We start from the raw sequence: 18,494 nt of genomic DNA on the forward strand, positions 1-18,494 counted from the left end.
TTAACCTCTGATCACCAAAGAAAAGCTTCAATCTGTTCCCCTTTTTATCCGGTGTTTAACTGATTCCTAAACATACCTTCTATTTCTTCTGCCGACATGGGCTGATACAGGTAATGACCCTGAGCTTCATCACAAATTCTATCCGCTAAAAAGGCTAACTGTTCTTCAATCTCCACACCCTCTGCAATAACTTTTAATCCAATGCTTTTAGCCAGATTAATTACTCCTACGGCAATGGCTTCATCTTTTGGTCCTTTTGTGACCGCATGAACAAATTGCATTGCCATTTTAATCCGATCGATAGGCAGTTCCCGGAGTCGGCTCAAAGAAGAATATTCCGTCCCAAAATCATCAATAGAAATCGCAACTCCCAACTCTTTCAGGTCATGCAAGGTTTTGACAATATACTCCGGCTCTTTAATCGCTGTTGTTTCGGTGATTTCCAGCTCTAATAAAGATGGATCCAGTTCTGTTTTTTCCAAGGTTTTTTTCACTACTTCCACCATATTATCTTTACGAAGCTGCTCTACAGAAAGATTAACACTCATAAACATCTTGCCATTACCCATTTTCTGCCACTGTTTACTCTGAAAACAAGCTGTCTCTAACACCCAACGCCCAATCGGTTTAATAAGGCCTGTCTGTTCCGCTAAAGGAATAAACCGCCCTGGCGCTATAAGTCCCTTGGTGGGATGCCGCCACCTAATCAAGGCTTCCAATCCAACAATTTCTTTGGTAGCCACACTCACTTGAGGTTGATAGTGCAGCACAAATTCCTTGCGATCTAAAGCATGGTGCAGGTCTTGAATTAATTCGGCTCTTTCATTAATCTTTTCCTTCATTTCCGGGGTGCAAAAATGAATTTGATTCTTTCCTTGTTCTTTTGACGTGTACATAGATAAGTCTGCATTTTTAATGAGGGTATCTGCCTCTTTTCCATCGAGAGGGTAAATCGAAATTCCACCACTGGCGGTTACATAAAAGGGATGCCCTTCTAATATGACAGGTTGTTTCAAATCATTGATTATTTTTTCTGCCGCTTGCATCACCTGAGTAGCATGATCAATCTGTGGAAACATAATCAGAAATTCATCGCCTCCAAAACGACACACCGTGTCATGCTCTCTGACTCTTTCGGAAATTCTCTTAGCTATCTTTTTTAGCAACTGATCTCCTTTATCGTGGCCCATGGTGTCGTTAACGGCTTTAAATGCATCTAAATCCAGGAACAATACCCCAATCATTTTTTGACTGCGGGCGGCCATTGAAATAGCTTCCGTCAGACGTTGCTTGAACATTCTTCGATTACAAAGGCCCGTAAGGCTGTCATAATATGCCATTTGGCTAATTTCTTTCACCGCTTTCACCTTAATCAGTGCATCGGATATTAAATTCGCCAATATTTGAAGTGCTTCCTGATGGCCTGGTTCCCATTCTTTATGCTCTTTCACAGAGTCAAAACCCAAAAACCCGGTTGTTTTCCCATGGCTACTGACCGGTAAAGACAGTAAGGATTTAATATGTTGCATCTCCAGAATTTCTTTTTCGGCCTGAGCTTCCGGAGGCATTTTGCTTGTGTCCGGTATATAAACAGACCGGTTTCTTTCCAATTGGTTTATCCACCAGGGTACATAAGAAACCGGAAGGGTTCCTATCTGCTGGATTGCTGGCTCAATTCCTTCAGCACACCATTCGTGGGTATAAGTAACGGTACATCCATCTTCTGAAAAACAGAACAGATAACAGCGGTCTACCTGAAAGAAAATCCCTGCTTTTTCCAGCAACCTATTAATTCTTTTATCTAAATTTTCCGGATGGACACTAACAAAATCCAGAGATAGCTCCGCGATCATACGCTGCAGGCGTGTTTTTTCTTCGTTTTCTTTTAAGCGCTGAGCATAGACACGATTAACATATAAGGCTACCACAGCACCTAGCAGATAAATCGTTACCCGCGATAGATGGTCACCTGTGTTCACCATCACTAAATGAGAAGGAACTTTCGTCCAGAAATAGAGTTGACTGATCAGCGCCGAAATCGTAATCATGACCAGCATCATTCTTTTGGTAAACACCGCTGAGATCATCATAAATATCAGCGGTGCCGGCCATATAATATTACTGGACGAAGAATGCAGATAATACAGCATCATCAACGGGATGGAACAGGTCACTAATGTCATCATAACAATGTCTTTGCGATGATTCGCCAGCTCTGTATGAGGCAAGAGAAGGATCGCAATTCCAAAAAGAAATAAAATCCCGCTAAAAAAATTCACCGATAGAAAAGATTCTCCTTTGAATAGATAATCACCATAATTCAAAAAACTCCCTATGATAAAAGCCGTACCCATCATGGTATAAAACTGTACCCGTCTTTTTTCACTCAGTATTTCACCTTCTTCTGCGATACTTGATTTGGGCCGATTTACCATCAGCCCATGCTTTTTCACCGCATAAAAAAACGCTACCGTCATGAGCAGTGCAACCACTGTCCCCAATTGAGGAATTTCATAACCGTAGTATCGACTAAATAATACATCTATTACTGTACCCATTAATATCGTGATTCCAAAAGAAAAAATGATGACCATTACTGTTTTTCGTGCATCTGGATTTTGTTTTGTTTTTTTCCATTTCCAAAGAACCCAAATTCCCGTCAGCGAAAAAATCAGATAATGGGAATGAAAAAAGAGATCCGCTGTACCAGGTTCTGATATGTTTATCCATCCATATTTTGAATATATTAGGTTATAATAACGCTGTGCCCAGGGACTGAAAATCCCAAAAATCCCAATATTGACCAATGCCGGAAGATACAGCGCCACCATCACCCATCTTTTTTTCAACCATTCTTTATGTTCTGTCAACTCGAAAAAAAAGTGCAGTAACACACTATAGACAAAGGCCCAACCAAAAACCCCTATGCGAAACCAGAAATAGGCCGTTTGTTCATTTGGTGCCGAAAAAGCCAAGGCATACGAAAAAGACCATAGGGACAACAGGCTGCATACCACAAGAAACAGCTGATTTAGACGCCCCTTTGGACTTAGGGTCAAGGTATAGGTTCCAAAAATCATGTACAACGCTGCTGAAAAAAGTAACCCTGTCGAAAAAAGGTTTGCTAACGTAAGGGGATTACCCATACTGAGTCCACCTCATATCTTTCCACTCCAGACCTCCACGAACCACCTAAGAACAATAAACGTTTCCTCATGATGAGCCTTTGCTTCTCTTATTCCATAGCCACATAATACCATAAAATAAGAATGGAAGTAAATTTTTTCTATTAATGATTATTTTACCTTTTGACGAAGGTAATTGGAAAGTCGATCAATGAAAATAATCATTATTGATACCCCCAGCAGCAGAAGGCCTACCCTTTCCCAGTTTCTCCAACTAATATTGGTCGTAAGGGCTGTTCCTATACCACCGGCTCCAATGATCCCCAGAATGGTTGAATTCCGTATGTTAGACTCCATTCGATACAATAGCAGGCTAATAAAATTAGAAAATGTCTGTGGAAAAACACCGTGCCGATAGGCTTCCAACCGACTGGCTCCTGTAACCAAAACGCTGTCCCGTACATTGATTGGCATGTTTTCTAGCACCTCGCTGTACATTTTTGTCAGCACGCCAGTCGTATAAATACTAAGAGCTAAGGCACCTGCCAGCGGTCCTGGCCCCACTCCACGAAAAAAAATAATGGCCATGATAATAGGTGGAAAAGTGCGCATTATATTAATGAGTCCTTTTGTCAGCAACGACGCTAACCTGTTGGGAGCTATGGAAGAGGCGGCAAAAAAAGACAGCACCATTGCCAAAAAACCACCCACTATGGTGGCAAAAACAGCAATCATAAAACTTTCCAGCAACCCTTCAAACAATCGGGGATAATAGGAAAAGTCTACCTGCAGCATCCGAAAAACAATGTGACTGCCTTGCCGATATCCGATCATTAATCGTTCCTGAGTAATATTGAGCTGATTAATAATTACTGCGATCAACCCTAAAAATCCTAAAGGAATCGCCATGGATTTTAGAATTTTTCTTTTCCGATAATGCTCAAGACTTTGATCCTTTGGTGTATGCCGGACTAAAAACTTTCTCACTAAAAAACTAAGGGTATCAATGAATAGAATGGTAGCAAACAAGGCCAAAATAATAGTTGCCAAATTATCATATCGAAGATGATTTAAGTCCCGCCACATAATCTGTCCAATACCACCAGCCCCTACCAGCCCCAAGACAGTCGCACTTCTGATATTAGTTTCAAAAACAATAAAAAACACCGATACCGCCATTCCCACCATATTAGGCAATATACAATACCGGAGAACTTCCAGCGAACCAGCACCTACGGATCTAGTAGAGTTGATCTGGTTTTCATTAATAGATTCAATATATTCCCGAAAAAGCTTCAAGGACATTAAAAACGCAATAATGGTAAGCGCAATGATGCCTGAAAATTTGCCAATACTAAAGACAGATACTAAAAGAGCTGCCCATATTAAACTAGGGATCGTTCTAAAAAAAGCAAAAATGGCATTTAATCCTTTGCTTAAAACTAGGCTAGGACTAATATTTTCTGACGTTAGCAGAGAAAAAGGAATGGCCATCATCACACCTGCCAGAGAAGATAAAACGGCAATTTCTACGGTTTCACTGATTTTTTCTAACACTTCTCCCATATAGGAAAAGTTCGGATGAGCCATTCGCCGAAAAAGATCTGCCATCCCTGGCAGGCCAGCAACTACCTTAGCAAAACTGAACTCTACCTGATGCCCCACCAACATCATGATTAAAAACGCTATCAGCAACGAAAGGAGCCGATTCCGGCTCCTCTTATGCATATATTCTTTTAAGGATATCATCTGTTAACTCACCTGCTTTCCCGTCAAAAACCAAGCTTCCTTTTTTAAGCCCGATAATCCTGGAACAGTACGTTTTTGCCAGCTTCACATCGTGTAAATTAATAAGAATCGTAATGTTTTTCTTTTGATTGGCTCGACGGAAATATTCCATAATCAAATGAGCAGTGGCTTGATCCAAGCTTGCTACCGGCTCATCAGCCAGCATTACTTTAGGGCGCTGGCATAAGGTTTTTGCAATGGCTACTCGCTGTTTCTGTCCACCACTTAACTGATCCGCCCGTTCATACATTTTTTCCTCTAGAGCCACATAAGACAACGCTTTTTGAGCTCTCTCATAATCATCTTGGCTAAAAATCCGAAATAAGGACTGAAAAGGAGTTTTATAGGAAAGTCTTCCTATTAAAACATTATCAATAACCGTCGACCGATCGATCAAATTATAATCTTGAAAGATAAAGCCTATCTCTCTTCGGATTTCCCTCAATCCTTTACTCGTCAAACTCATCAGATCCCGGTCATCAAGGCAGATTTTCCCTCCGGTAGGGCGTACTAAGAGATTCATGCATTTTAGCAGCGTAGACTTTCCACTGCCGCTGGAACCAATAATCCCTACAAATTCTCCATGCCCCACCTTCAGGTTTATATCCTGAAGTGCCAATGTTTTATTATCGTATATCACTTTCAGATTCTCTGCCTTAAGCATGCCTTCACTCCTGCTTCGTTAGTTTCCTGCCCTTAAATCAATATTCATAATTTCCGCTGTATCCCGGATCACTTGATAGTCAGCATCTGTAGCCATCGCAAAGCCGTGCATATTAAATAATTCCTGTAACAGCTCTTTTCCTTCTTCTTTTTCAGCAATTCTTAAAAGCGCTTGCTGAATTTCTTCGCTTCGCTTTGCTTCCATAGAACCACTGACAGTGACGCTGATATTTGGTATTTTATCTGTGTATCCTAAAATGCGGCTTTTATCCATAGCCTCAGGAAAATCCTGGCTATACCGTTCCCGGGCATCTACAAAGGTTGCGGCCACATCCACATCTCCATTCAATAATAGCTGCAAGGATTGATCATGGCCCCCGCTGTAACTATACTGAATATCCCTTTCCAGGTCAATCCCTTCTGTCACAAGAAAAGCTCCTGGAAACAGATAACCGGAAGTAGAGGATGGATCAACAAATGCTACTATTTTTCCTTTTATATCCTGAAAATCTTCTATCTCACTATCTTCTCTTACCAAAAACTGAGACTTGTAGAAAGCCTCTCCACTTCGATTCAGAGACGTCAGTATTACCTCAGCATCGCTCTCCTGATTTGCCAGCACATAGGCTAAAGGGGGAATAAACCCAAAGTCTACCTGGCCGGATCCCAGCCCTTCCACTACACCTACGTAATTGGTCGCTGTAAACCCTTTAACCGTTACTCCCAGTTCTTCAGAGAGCATAGCCGTTAGAGGCTCCACGGATTCTATCAGCGCATCGCCATCCCTCATAGGAACAAATCCCATGGTAATTACTTCCTCTTCCTCGTTTCCACAGGCTGGTAAGGCTATCAGTAACGCTATCAATAGTCCTATCGCAATGATTTTTTTCATTTTCTGTTCCTCCCATTTCTTTTTATGATAGAATTGTTTCGTATGATTCTCTTTTAAAGATACTATAAACCATACGACTTATCAATACACTTTAGATACATTTTTTTCATATCTAAAATTGTATGGGTTCGGTTCAGAAAGCGAAATCAAAAAAATCCAAAAGCATCACTAAGAATCAAGAAAGGACTGTTTTTTAATGAGTAAATCATTTGTACTAGCCGAAAAACCTTCTGTCGCCAGAGACATTGCTCGGGTACTAACGTGTACTCGAAAGGGAAATGGATTTCTAGAAGGCGATAAATACGTTGTTAGCTGGGCCTTAGGGCATTTGGTAACGTTAATGGATCCGGAAGGCTACGACAAAAAATACCAACAATGGCGTTTAGAGGATTTGCCGATTCTTCCTAAAGACCTTAAATTAGAAGTGATTCGTCAAAGCCGGCAGCAGTATAACGCTGTTAGCAATCAATTGAAACGTAAAGATATCAAGGAAATTATTATCGCTACGGACGCCGGAAGAGAAGGCGAATTAGTAGCTCGATGGATTCTTGAAAAAGCAGGAAACCGAAAACCTATCAAACGTTTATGGATTTCTTCCGTTACAGACCAGGCCATTCGTCAAGGTTTTCAGCAGTTAAAAGAAGGAAAAGCCTATGAAAACCTCTATGCTTCTGCCGTTGCTCGTTCTGAAGCCGATTGGGTAGTCGGAATCAATGCAACTCGAGCCCTCACCTGTAAACATAATGCTCAGCTTTCCTGTGGCCGGGTACAAACACCAACTTTGGCGATCCTGGCTGATCGACAAAAGGAAATTCAACAGTTTCAACCCAAAACCTATTATGGGCTTTCTGCCGATGCACAGAACCTAAAACTCCTCTGGCGAGATCCTAAGACTAACTCCACCAGAAGCTTTGATCAGCAAGGAATGGAACAAAAACAACAGTCTCTGCTTGGTAAAAAGGCCCGCATCACTTCTGTCAAAAAAACAGCTAAAACAACCTTAGCACCAGGACTTTACGATTTAACCCTTTTACAACGAGAGGCCAATAGCCGCTTCGGCTTCTCGGCCAAAGAAACGCTCTCCTATTTGCAGAAGCTTTACGAAGAACATAAAGTACTCACTTATCCCAGAACCGATTCAAAGCATCTGTCTTCCGATATGATCGGAACCTTAAAAGAGCGGATTAAAGCTTGTAGTATCGGTCCTTATGCCACCTTTGCCGGCACTATTCTTCGCCAAGGAATCAAAACCAATAAGTCTTTCGTTGACGATCGCAAGGTAACGGACCATCATGCCATTATCCCCACAGAAGAAAGCCCTTTTCTGTCTGAACTTAGAGACGGAGAACGAAAGATATACGATATGGTCTTACGCCGGTTTTTATCCGTCTTTTACCCGCCTTTTGTTTATGATGAAACTTTAGTAGAAGCTTCTATCGGAGACGAAACCTTTATTGCCCGAGGCAAGGTAATCAAAGACCTTGGTTGGAAGTCTGTAATGGAAAAAAACAAATCTGGAAACTCCTATGACTCAGATGATCTAGAGGAAGAATCCCTTGAAACGGCTGATTCCTCCAGCCACTTTTATCCAGAGCAGGTATTACCAGTCCTTGAAAAGGGACAGGAATTATTGGTCAAACAGCTTAAGTTAACCACCGGAAAAACCAAGCCACCACCTTTCTTTACAGAAGGAACCTTATTGGCTGCCATGGAAAATCCAGGTAAATATATGGTTTCCAGCGATAAGGATCTAAAGAAAACCTTGCAGGAAACAGGTGGTTTAGGTACAGTCGCTACTCGAGGAGATATTATTGAAAAACTCCAAAAAAGCTTCCTGATGGAAAAACGAGGAAATGCGCTTCACCTTACCTCCAAAGGAAGGCAATTATTGGAGCTGGTGCCGGAAAAAATGAAATCACCATTGTTGACAGCTCAGTGGGAACAGCGCCTAAGTGCCATTGCCAGCGGGAAATTGACAAAAACCAGCTTTGTCAGTGATATGAGGGAATACGCAAAAACCATTGTAAGGGAAATTGGCCATAGTACAACTGTTTTTAAGCATGATAATGTATCCCGAGAAAAATGTCCAGAGTGTGGGAAATACCTTCTTGAAGTTCAGGGAAAAAAAGGAAAAATGTTGGTATGTCAAGATCGGGAATGCGGTCACCGAAAATCTGTAGCGTTGGTTACCAATGCCCGTTGTCCGGAATGTCGAAAGAAATTGGAACTACGTGGCGAAGGAGACGGGCGTATCTTTGTTTGTCGCTGTGGTTACCGGGAAAAACTAAGTGTTTTTGAGGCCAGAAAGAAAAAGCAGGGGCATCAGAAAGTCTCTAAAAAGGAAGTCAACCGATACTTAAAAGAACAGGAAAAGAAAAAGGACGAGCCAATTAACACTGCTTTGGCCGACGCCCTTTCGAAGTTTACTTTTGATGATTAGTTTTTTTGTATCCCCTTTTCATTTCTTTAAGCCCTTTTTGATTCGCAATGTTTTTCTATCAATTGCTTTTATGCTTTGAATTTATATATTTCTTCCTGCAATTCTTGGGCAATGGTTGCCAGTTCACTACTGGAATTGGCAATCTCGTCCATGGAAGCCGTTTGCTCTTCTACAGAAGCCGACGCTTCTTCCGTGCTTGCCGCATTTTCCTCTGCAATTGCCGACAGGTTTTCGATGACAGAAATAATAGAGTCTTTTTGTTTTTCGATTGTCTTTGTGGACTCGTCGAGGGCTTGGATAGATTCCATGGTTCTATGAATGGCTCCATTTATTTCGTTGAAGGTCTGACTGGTGTTTTCAATAGCAGAATCCTGCCTTTCTGCTGCAACTTCCACTTTTTCCATGGTATGAACCGCATCTTTTGTATTCATTGTCAGTTCATCAACGACACTTCCAATATTCTGAGAAAACTGGCTTGATTGCTCCGCTAATTTTCGAATTTCTTCCGCAACTACGGCAAACCCTCTGCCTGCTTCACCCGCACGGGCAGATTCAATAGCCGCATTAAGTGCCAGTAAATTCGTTTGTTCCGCAATGCTATTAATCATTTTACTGGCCTCATGAATTTTTTGACTGCTTTCTTCTGTTTCCCGAATCATGGTTTCAATGCTTTTGATCGCCGTTTTCATTGACTCCGTTTCTTCCAATACGCCTTTCAGCGTTTCAATCCCTTTATCTTTTGAAAGAATGACATTAGATGCCGATTCGTTTAGTTCATTCATTTGAGAAGTATTCATCTCTATCTGACGTCCCAATGCCTCTACATACCCGGCTCCTGATTCTGTATCCTTCGCCTGGTCTGTCGCTCCTTTCGCAATTTCTTCGATGGTTTTGGCCACTTCATTGGCTGCCATGGAAGATTGCTGACTAGTAGCCGTCAACTCTTCCGAAGCAGCCGCCACCTGTTCTACGTGACTGCTGGTTTTTACCAGGAACTCACTGACACTAATTCGCATTTTTACTAGTGCATTAAGCATAATGCCAATTTCATCTTTTCTTTGTAGGTACCGATAACCTGCCTGGTTTTCATCCTTCGCAAAGTCCAGTCTTGCAAATTTTTCAATGGCTGCTGTCGTAGCCACTATCGGTTTTGAAATAGAATTGCTCACAAAATAAGTAATAACGAATCCAAGAAGTAGCGAAATAAGCACCGCCATCATCAAACCATTTCTCAAACTCCCTATTCCTTCCAGTATTTCTTCCGTATGAATCCCCACAGCTATGGTCCATGGCGTGCCTTCGATGGGAGAAAACCCAAGTATTTGATCCACTCCTTGATATGGATAAGCACCAGAACCCGTCTTTCCTTGAACCATTTCTTGTAACACAGCTCTTCGTTGACTTTGCGTTTCGTCCTGAGCCGCTTCCTCTAAAAGATTTACCTGTTGAAGTACAAGATCAATGTTTCTGTCGGCTACAATTCTACCTTCCTGATTGACAATATAAGAAAAACCGGTCTCTTTATACTGCATATTGCTTACAACCTCTGACATTACTTGCGCTGTCCTTCTTCCGTATAGGACTCCCACAACCCGTCCATTATCTTTCACCGGCACAGCATAGTTAAAAATAATCTCGCCACTCTCTACGCTTGCCAAAACATCAGAGACTACCGAATTTCCAGCCATTGCCTCTTGGAAATACTCCCTCTCCCCTACATTTCCACGCTGGTCCACATGATCCATTGACCGAGCACTGCCGTCCGGTTCAACATAAACAAACGCATCATAGCCAGCTCGCTGAGCTTCCCTCACCATAAACTGACTGCGTTCTTCCCAGGATAAGGTTTCATCCATAACGATCGGGTTTTCTGCCAAACCTTCCATATAAGCCAACTGACCTTCTATTAAAGCCTGTACATACTTGGCCTCCGAAGTTGCTACTGTTTCAATTTCTTCAAAGGCATTTTCCATCAGCGCATTCTCTGCAATCCTTAAAGCGTAAAATCCTGTTGCCGCAATCAGTACGATAATAAGTGCTGTAAATACGGCTAATAGTCTTACTTTAATCGATTTCATTTGTATCCTCCATTTTTTTGTTTTGTCTGGTCTCATCGAAAAACTCTTCCTATCATTATTTCCAGACTTGCTTTCCACTCATTATGTAAACACAGATAATTGATATTATATCAGAATTCATTACATTTGAGCACTATGATAGTAGAATTATAAAGAAACACCACCCCAGACTTATTTATTCGCACTTTTCATTTTATTCAGTTTGAGATCCAGAGGTATTTTCCGAATATATGGAATTTTTGGGTTTCTGCTTTTTAATGTGGTATAAATAAGATAATACGCGAAAATCCTGTTGATAGAAAACCAACTTACAAAGAGGTGATCCCGTGAGCACAGAATGGTACCGTCATCGAAAAGAAATATTTTTGGAACAATTGTTTCAACGGTCGCTTTTTGCCACCGCCATATTGAATCGACAGGAAGTCGTTTTAGACATCAATATCCGTTTTACTGAATTATTTGGTTATACGAGAGAGGAAGCTCTTGGCGCTTATATTAACGATCTCATCGTCCCATCAAGATACGAGCTAGAAGCCGGTCGTTTTAAAGCCGTTGTTCTTAATCATCATACGATGCGAGATAAAACAATGAGAAGGCATAAAGACGGAACATTATTGGAAGTTGAGGCCGTTGGTAGTCCGGTCATTATTGATGGAGAGTCTTATGGTTTTTTTGCCATGTATCGGGACATACGAGTAGAAGAAGCTGCATTGAGGGAGATGAACCGTCTATTAAACACCGACAGCCTAACGGGTCTTTTTAACAGGAAGTACATTTATGATCGAATCCGCCATCTTAGTAATCAGTCTCATCAACGGTTTATTATTTACTATTTGGATTTAGATCTTTTTAAAGAAGTAAATGACCTTCATGGTCATGAAGCCGGAGACTATGTGCTTCAAGAAGTTGCCAACAGACTGCTGTCGGTCTTAAAAGATTGTGGTGAAGCCGCTCGGGTAGGAGGTGATGAATTTCTTATATTAGCAACGGACAGTCTTCACTGTTCCTGGGTTGAATTGGAGAACAACATCCGAAAATCTTTGCAGCCTTCTTACTGGTGGAAAGGTCAAACATTAACAGTTCCTGCAAGCCTTGGAATTGCAGTTTTTCCGGAAGATAGCAAGGATGGCGATGGTTTGATTTCCGCTGCTGATAAACGGATGTATGAAGAAAAAAAACAACGAAGAATTCGTCGTATTCCCCTTCGGCAAGATCCGAAGTAATTTGTTCTTCTGCATAGTCAAAGAAAAACTTTTTATGCTATACTTGGTAATAAAGACCTATTTTGTTTTCGGGAGCTGGAAATAATGAAGATGTTCAATATCATTTATCGCCCTGGCGATCACCTTGCCGACTTGCTTCGCAAGCATCACATTACGGACAATCATTTAGCCATTCTGATTTTTGCTGATTTTGAGTTAAAGAAAAAAGCTTCTCTTCAGAGTGAACAAGCTGAAGTTACTCAACTCATCCACCAACTATCAGCACTTTTGCCAAAAGCCGTTATCGCCGGCGCTACCACGGCCGGTGCTTTTAATCATGCCAATATTGAAGATGAACGAATCGTCATTTCCTTCCTTGAATTCGACGCTATGCAACCTATAGGTAGCAGTTATCCCTTGGAAAAATTCCATCCCACCCACATGGCTCGTCAGATCAAAAAGGACCTTATTGTCCCTGAAACAAAATTATTGATCCTTTTCACCGATGGCTACCATACAGATGCTCATTTGTTGCTGGATGAATTGTCACGTTTAGCTCCCCATGTGCCAATTGCAGGTGGCAAAGCCGGTGATGGGCTTCGTTTCAAACATACCAGCGTGTTTTTTGAAAACAAAGCATTCCAACAGGGCGCTGTTGCCATTGCTCTCAATGGTGATTCTCTTAGAATTCATCAATTTTACCGTTTGAACTGGAAAAAAATTGGAAAGACCATGACAATTACAGATGCTTCAGAAAACATCGTTAAGACCATTGATCATGAACCTGCCATCGAAGTATACCGTCGCTATTTAGGACATGATGCTTCGGCTAAACTGACAGAACATGGCGGCTCCGAATTCCCCCTTTTGCTAAAACGTAACGGAATGGTCATCACCCGTAGCGTTATCGGGCAAGGCGAAGACGGAAGTGTCCATTATGCCGGTGATATTAGGCTTGGTGAACGGGTTCAGTTTAGTTATGGTCATATTCCTTTAATCTTCGAAAGCCTTGAAGAAGATTGTCAACAGGCAGCAACTTTTGACCCACAAGGCATTTTGGTATTCTCCTGCGTTGCCAGAAAATCACTTCTCCAGAAAAACGCAGCAACAGAACTTATTCCTTTTGCACGACTCGCTACTTTAAGTGGTTTTTTTACCTATGGAGAATTTTTTCATCTTAATCAGCAGAACCATTTGCTTAATATAAGTATGACCGTAACCTTACTATCTGAAAAAAATGTTTCTTCTAACTTACCTGCAACCGATACCTCGTCTTTAAACATACCGACCGATCGCCAGTATATCCGCATTGTCAAAGCCCTCACTAACTTAGCGGAAGCTGTCACCGCCGAACTGGAGGAGAGCAAACAACAGTTAGAAGAACAAAATTACCTGCTTTCTCAACTGCTTAAGATCGACGGGCTCACCAGGCTTTATAATCATAAGCATTTTCACCAAGCTCTGGAATGGGAAACCAAAGCAGCCCTCCGATACCAGCGTAGCCTTTGCGTGGGAATGTTTGATCTGGATCTTTTTAAGGAAATCAACGACACTTATGGTCACGGCGTTGGCGATCAAGTGCTTATAGAACTAGCTGACTTAATCAAACAAAGCTGTCGAGAAACTGATATTGTCGGTCGTTATGGTGGAGATGAATTTGCCGTGATTCTGCCCGAAACCCGCCTCCAGGAAGGAACCCTTGTTTTCGAACGAGTCAGAGAAAGAGTGGCGTCCTCTTGTTTCAGTGTCCATCAGCTTAAAATTACTTTTAGTTGTGGCATTGCTCAGTTAGATCCTTCCCAGCCTAACGAACTTCTCTCTACTGCCGACAAGCGGCTTTATATTGCCAAGCGAAAAGGAGGAAACCGGGTGATCGCCGCCGATGAGTAAGCAGGCGAGGAAAAAATTATTCCTCCATCTTTTTTTCCCAATAATGAACAATAGTGTTATAAATGACAAAAAGGATGAAGGTTGCCATAAACGCACCTGCAAAGCCACCGATTACTCGCTTGTATCCAACATCTTCCTTTAAAAACATCAATATCATAGCTGTCATAAAACCAGTTGCAAGAGGAAAAATCACCACAAAGTATCTTTGTTCCTTTTGGTTTGAAACAAAAGGATAGGTGATGGGAATCCCTCTTGTTGCCAATGAAAAAAACTGTGCCATTGATGCGATTAACCAAATTGCAAAAACGTCCAAAACCTCTATTAAACTCTGTCCCAGATAAAACCACCGAACTAGCAAGGCACCAAAAATTCCAAACCAGAAAACCGAATACCCTAAACTATTAGCTTGCTTCACATCACTTGTAATCCGTTCATCATTTTTCATTCTAATCCTCCTCTATCCAAAATAACTCCTCTAAAGACTTCCCCAAAACTTTACTAAGGCTAAGGCACAATGCAATGGTTGGGTTGTATTTCTCCTTTTCAATTAATCCAATCGTTTGTCTTGTCACTCCAATTTTTTCCGCCAACTCTTCTTGTGTTATCTGAATCTCTATTCGACTTTTTTTAACCGAATTTTTTATTATCAGACCCACCCCCTAATGCAATATATATGTTACAATTCAATGTAATATATATATTGCATTTTGTCAAGCTTTCCTTATTTAAATCAATACAAAAAACCGCCACTTTTCCTTAAACGAAACAATGACGGTTTTTAACCAGTTCTCTGCTATTTACTTTTTCATTTGATTCCGACAGGCAGGACAAACAACTTTTATCACCTTTTTGCCCTTGTTTTGTGGAACTCGTAACTGTTTATGACATTTCGTACAAACATAGTAGCGGTGACTATGTGCTTGTTTTGTATTTCCTCCTATGCTCTCCACCCAGTGCTTCAGTTTGTTTTTAACAGGGATACTCCTCCGAAGGAATTCACTGTTTTCTCGCCGACGACTCATCATATCTTTGGAAAAAATTCGATAAAACCCTATCCCCATCAAAAGATAGCCTATCAACATAAATAAGCTGACGCCTGTCATCCGTCCTATCCACATAGCAAGGATTGACATTATTAATAAAAAGGCCGAAAGTTGATCTGCCCCATGTCTGCCCACCATAAACCGCTGTATTCGTTTCATCCGAAGCCCTTCTCTCTTTCTGTTTTTGAGTTCTTCCTATTTTTGAGTTCTTCCTAGGTGAACAAACTAACCACCAGTCACCAAACGATACCTTCGGACCATCTCTTCGTCTCGATAACACAACTAATCTTTTGATAGTGTTAACACTCCACGAAAAGCCATAAAATCCGTTTATTTTTAATCAGTTAGTCATGTTTTGTTCGCATCCATTTCCGAAGCACGAATCATTTTATTTCACATTACCATTATGATATAGGAAGAGCAAATACGCAAGCACCTTTCTGCTCTCAAAAGAAAAGAAGAAATTCTCAAAGATATCAACACTTAGAAGGGTCCATAATTGATATTAATCGCTAAAATAATGAATAAAATTTGAAAAACAAATGCAATACCTAAAAAGGGTAATACAAATTTGTAGTATTTGTTCAATGGAATTTTACTCAGAGAACAGGCAATTAAAATAAAACTTGTTGGCCAGATTAGATTCGAAAAACCATCACCAAACTGAAATATTAGTACAGAAATTTGGCGGTTCATTCCAATCAAATCGGCCAAAGGCGCCATAATCGGCATAGATGTTGCCGCCTGACCACTTCCAGAAGGAATTAGAAAGTTTAATAAACTTTGGACAATTAACATTCCTATCCCGCTAAGATATAGCCCAAAATTGGTTAATACACTGGAAGCTGAGTAAATGATGGTGTCCAATATATTTCCTTTGCTGATAACAACCAATATACCTCGGGCCACTCCAACCACTAAAGCTGACAATACCCCTTTAGAAAGTCCTTCTACAAAAACTTCAGCTATTTTATTAGGACTCCATCTGTTAATCAAACCCGAAACAATGGATACAGCCACAAAAATAGCCGCCACTTCATTGATATACCATCCCTGAGTACTAAGGCCATATGCCATGATTCCAACACCAAGTAGCAGCGTTAGCAATGTCATTTTTCTGGCTGTTGTAAATTCTGTAGAAAGTCTCGCTTCATCAATTTCCAATTCACCAAAATCGATTCCAGCAACAATACTTTTCGATGGATCTTTTTTGACACGATTCGCATACCACAGTACATAAACAACAGTCAATGTACTCATCACAGCTAAAATGATCAGTCTAAGAGCAATTCCCGAAAACAGCGGGAGTTCGGCAATCCCTTGAGCCACACCGATAGTGAATGGATTTACAGTAGAGGATGCGAACCCCATCCCTACAGGCAAAAAAGACATTCCTAATCCAACCAAAGGATCATAACCCAAAGCAATAGCAAGTGTACAAAAGATCGGAATAAAGGCTATTATTTGTTCGTAAGAAATTGTTCCTGTAGATCCCCAGGCTGCTAATACGTATATAATGAAAGCAATGGTTATGCTCGAAAGCTTTTCATTCTTTTTTGTTTTCCTAACCATCAAAGCAATACTCGCATCGACAGCGCCTGTTTCTTGAACCAAATATAAAGATGCAAAAGCCATAAACACCAAAAACGTTATAGGAGCTGCTTGGATCAAACCTTCTTGTACGCTTAGTAGCATAGCAAAAGGTCCCACCGGCGTCTTTTCAACATATTCAAAGGATAATGGATCTATAATCGTTTGCCCTGTCGCTTCATCAACTATCCTTTCATAGTTTCCCGCAGGTACAATATAGGTTAATACCGTAGCAATAATGATCACACTCATCAAAATCACAAACAAATGTGGAAAACTTCTCTTTTCTTTCTTCTCTTTTTCTTGCAATACCATCAGTTCCACTCCTTTTCTATATTTCCCGTGATCTACACTTTAATTCCACACATCCATCAGTGTTTGTATAAAAATTTTCGTTCCATTAATCAAAGCTTTTTCATCAAAATCAAACTGCGGATGATGCATCACATAGTCCATTCCTTTTTCTTTGTTTCCAGCGCCTATCCAATAAAAAGCACCAGGTACTTCTTCTAAGTAATAGGCAAAGTCTTCCGCTCCCATATTAGGTTTTTCCAGAATAAAAACCTTCTCTTTTCCCAGCACTTTTGTTGCTGCATTTTTCACCATCAAGGAAGAGGATTCATGATTTACCAGTGGTGGTAACCCTCTTTCAATTTGGACATTGCAGCGCCCTCCTTCGCTTTCTGAGATGAAATTCGCTTTATCTTCCAATTGCTGAATAATTTTTTCACGAATATTTTTCGACTGTGTTCTTACCGTTCCTGTTAACACCGCTTTATCTGCTATCACATTAGTTGCAACTCCACCATTAACCGTCCCTACGCTAATGACCAAAGGTTCTAACGGATCATTATTCCTACTAACCATCAACTGAATTTCCTGATACATTCTAAAAACCAGAGCAATTGCATCAATGGATTCATGAGGCAAGCCTGCATGACCTCCTTTTCCAATCATTTCTATTGAAAAATTATCCGTCGAGGCCATCATATTTGTCAGATTGATGCCAGCGGTCCCCACTGGATATAGGCTGTGTAAATGCGCTCCAAAAATATAATCGACCCCTTCCAAAACACTTTCATCAATCATCGGAGCTGCGCCCCCTGGTGATGGACCTTCTTCCGCTGGTTGAAAGATAAACTTGATGCTTCCTTTCAAAAATTTGCGATGAAACGCCATTACCTTGGCCACTCCCAACAAAATAGCCATATGTCCATCATGAGCACAAGCATGCATTTTTCCAATGTTTTCTGATTGATAGTCCGTTTCTTTCGTTTCCGTTATTGGCAATGCATCCATATCCGCTCTTAAGGCAATTGTTTTCCCTTCTCCACCTTTGAGAAAACCTACCACCCCTGTTCTACCTACATTTTTCGCAACTTCCAGACCCCATTCTTCCAGATGCTCAGCGATATAGTTCGCCGTATTTTCAACTTCAAATCCTACTTCAGGATACCGGTGAAAGTGTCTTCTCCACCTAATAATATTTTCCTCCTCTTTTTGAACAGCTTCTAACAGTTCTACTTTTTCCATCTTCTACCTCCTTCACTGTTTTAATGATATATTTTCCGAATCATCATTATTAAATGCAAATCACATGCCATCCAAAAATGAATTTTCTTACTTTTTATACATTTCATCCCATAAGCGTAAAAGTCTTCATTTTAGAACATTCTTACCATCATCTTTAATAGGTGCACGAATGAACTATTTGTGATAAAGTGGCTTTAATAGGTCTTTTATTCCATATTGTCCCATTTCGTCCATTTTTGAGTATTCTAGT

Annotated in this window: 13 protein-coding genes; 3 read left to right on the top strand and 10 right to left on the bottom strand. The window is 40.8% G+C overall.

Going from position 1 to position 18,494, the window contains the following annotated elements:
- Nucleotides 1-44: 44 nt before the first annotated feature.
- The 4 genes from BLV55_RS05625 to BLV55_RS05640 all read right to left on the bottom strand — a co-directional run bounded on the left by BLV55_RS05625 (nt 45) and on the right by BLV55_RS05640 (nt 6,468).
- Entirely contained in the window at nt 45-3,146 is a 3,102-nt protein-coding gene (locus BLV55_RS05625; protein ID WP_093312136.1) for an EAL domain-containing protein, read from the bottom strand.
- A 150-nt stretch (nt 3,147-3,296) separates the two neighbouring features.
- Nucleotides 3,297-4,874 carry a phosphonate ABC transporter, permease protein PhnE gene (phnE, locus tag BLV55_RS05630; protein ID WP_093312138.1) on the bottom strand — a complete coding sequence of 526 codons (1,578 nt, stop codon included), beginning with the start codon at nt 4,872-4,874 and terminating at the stop codon, nt 3,297-3,299.
- Entirely contained in the window at nt 4,846-5,577 is a 732-nt protein-coding gene (gene phnC, locus BLV55_RS05635; protein WP_093312140.1) for a phosphonate ABC transporter ATP-binding protein, read from the bottom strand. Before phnC ends, phnE begins: the two co-directional genes overlap by 29 nt.
- A gap of 18 nt (nt 5,578-5,595) precedes the next feature.
- Nucleotides 5,596-6,468, bottom strand: a complete 873-nt coding sequence (locus BLV55_RS05640) for a phosphate/phosphite/phosphonate ABC transporter substrate-binding protein (RefSeq protein ID WP_093312141.1) — start codon at nt 6,466-6,468, stop codon at nt 5,596-5,598.
- 196 nt (nt 6,469-6,664) lie between these two features.
- Here BLV55_RS05640 and BLV55_RS05645 point away from each other — a divergent pair, with 196 nt between their 5' ends.
- The gene (locus BLV55_RS05645; RefSeq protein ID WP_093312143.1) at nt 6,665-8,908 is read left to right on the top strand and encodes a DNA topoisomerase III; all 2,244 of its coding nucleotides are present in this window, start codon (nt 6,665-6,667) and stop codon (nt 8,906-8,908) included.
- 68 nt (nt 8,909-8,976) lie between these two features.
- Here BLV55_RS05645 and BLV55_RS05650 read toward each other — a convergent pair whose 3' ends face one another.
- Nucleotides 8,977-10,986, bottom strand: coding sequence for a methyl-accepting chemotaxis protein (locus tag BLV55_RS05650; RefSeq protein WP_176968277.1), 2,010 nt, complete (start codon nt 10,984-10,986; stop codon nt 8,977-8,979).
- Nucleotides 10,987-11,312: 326 nt separating this feature from the next.
- Here BLV55_RS05650 and BLV55_RS05655 point away from each other — a divergent pair, with 326 nt between their 5' ends.
- Nucleotides 11,313-12,209 (top strand): sensor domain-containing diguanylate cyclase, encoded by an 897-nt coding sequence (locus BLV55_RS05655; protein WP_093312148.1) that lies wholly within the window; start codon nt 11,313-11,315, stop codon nt 12,207-12,209.
- An 84-nt stretch (nt 12,210-12,293) separates the two neighbouring features.
- The gene (locus tag BLV55_RS05660; protein ID WP_093312150.1) at nt 12,294-14,078 is read left to right on the top strand and encodes a sensor domain-containing diguanylate cyclase; all 1,785 of its coding nucleotides are present in this window, start codon (nt 12,294-12,296) and stop codon (nt 14,076-14,078) included.
- A 16-nt stretch (nt 14,079-14,094) separates the two neighbouring features.
- On the opposite strand, the gene BLV55_RS05665 is transcribed toward BLV55_RS05660, so the two are convergent.
- From BLV55_RS05665 to BLV55_RS05685, 5 genes are all read right to left on the bottom strand, one after another.
- Nucleotides 14,095-14,523, bottom strand: a complete 429-nt coding sequence (locus tag BLV55_RS05665) for a DUF6773 family protein (protein WP_093312153.1) — start codon at nt 14,521-14,523, stop codon at nt 14,095-14,097.
- A 1-nt stretch (nt 14,524) separates the two neighbouring features.
- The gene (locus BLV55_RS05670) at nt 14,525-14,734 is read right to left on the bottom strand and encodes a helix-turn-helix transcriptional regulator (protein ID WP_330386578.1); all 210 of its coding nucleotides are present in this window, start codon (nt 14,732-14,734) and stop codon (nt 14,525-14,527) included.
- A 141-nt stretch (nt 14,735-14,875) separates the two neighbouring features.
- Entirely contained in the window at nt 14,876-15,280 is a 405-nt protein-coding gene (locus BLV55_RS05675; protein ID WP_093312156.1) for a hypothetical protein, read from the bottom strand.
- A 324-nt stretch (nt 15,281-15,604) separates the two neighbouring features.
- Nucleotides 15,605-17,026 carry a YfcC family protein gene (locus BLV55_RS05680; protein WP_093312158.1) on the bottom strand — a complete coding sequence of 474 codons (1,422 nt, stop codon included), beginning with the start codon at nt 17,024-17,026 and terminating at the stop codon, nt 15,605-15,607.
- Nucleotides 17,027-17,065: 39 nt separating this feature from the next.
- On the bottom strand, nt 17,066-18,244 hold the full coding sequence (locus BLV55_RS05685; RefSeq protein WP_093312161.1) for a M20 metallopeptidase family protein: 1,179 nt from the start codon (nt 18,242-18,244) through the stop codon (nt 17,066-17,068).
- Nucleotides 18,245-18,494: the final 250 nt, after the last annotated feature.

Source organism: Tindallia californiensis (genome assembly GCF_900107405.1).
In the GTDB taxonomy this organism is placed as follows: domain Bacteria; phylum Bacillota; class Clostridia; order Peptostreptococcales; family Tindalliaceae; genus Tindallia; species Tindallia californiensis.

Coding starts and splice junctions, on each gene's coding strand:
- BLV55_RS05625 (WP_093312136.1), bottom strand. CDS start 3,146: ATGGGTAATCCCCTTACGTTAGCAAACCTTTTTTCGACAGGGTTACTT.
- phnE (WP_093312138.1), bottom strand. CDS start 4,874: ATGATATCCTTAAAAGAATATATGCATAAGAGGAGCCGGAATCGGCTC.
- phnC (WP_093312140.1), bottom strand. CDS start 5,577: ATGCTTAAGGCAGAGAATCTGAAAGTGATATACGATAATAAAACATTG.
- BLV55_RS05640 (WP_093312141.1), bottom strand. CDS start 6,468: ATGAAAAAAATCATTGCGATAGGACTATTGATAGCGTTACTGATAGCC.
- BLV55_RS05645 (WP_093312143.1), top strand. CDS start 6,665: ATGAGTAAATCATTTGTACTAGCCGAAAAACCTTCTGTCGCCAGAGAC.
- BLV55_RS05650 (WP_176968277.1), bottom strand. CDS start 10,986: ATGAAATCGATTAAAGTAAGACTATTAGCCGTATTTACAGCACTTATT.
- BLV55_RS05660 (WP_093312150.1), top strand. CDS start 12,294: ATGAAGATGTTCAATATCATTTATCGCCCTGGCGATCACCTTGCCGAC.
- BLV55_RS05665 (WP_093312153.1), bottom strand. CDS start 14,523: ATGAAAAATGATGAACGGATTACAAGTGATGTGAAGCAAGCTAATAGT.
- BLV55_RS05675 (WP_093312156.1), bottom strand. CDS start 15,280: ATGAAACGAATACAGCGGTTTATGGTGGGCAGACATGGGGCAGATCAA.
- BLV55_RS05680 (WP_093312158.1), bottom strand. CDS start 17,026: ATGGTATTGCAAGAAAAAGAGAAGAAAGAAAAGAGAAGTTTTCCACAT.
- BLV55_RS05685 (WP_093312161.1), bottom strand. CDS start 18,244: ATGGAAAAAGTAGAACTGTTAGAAGCTGTTCAAAAAGAGGAGGAAAAT.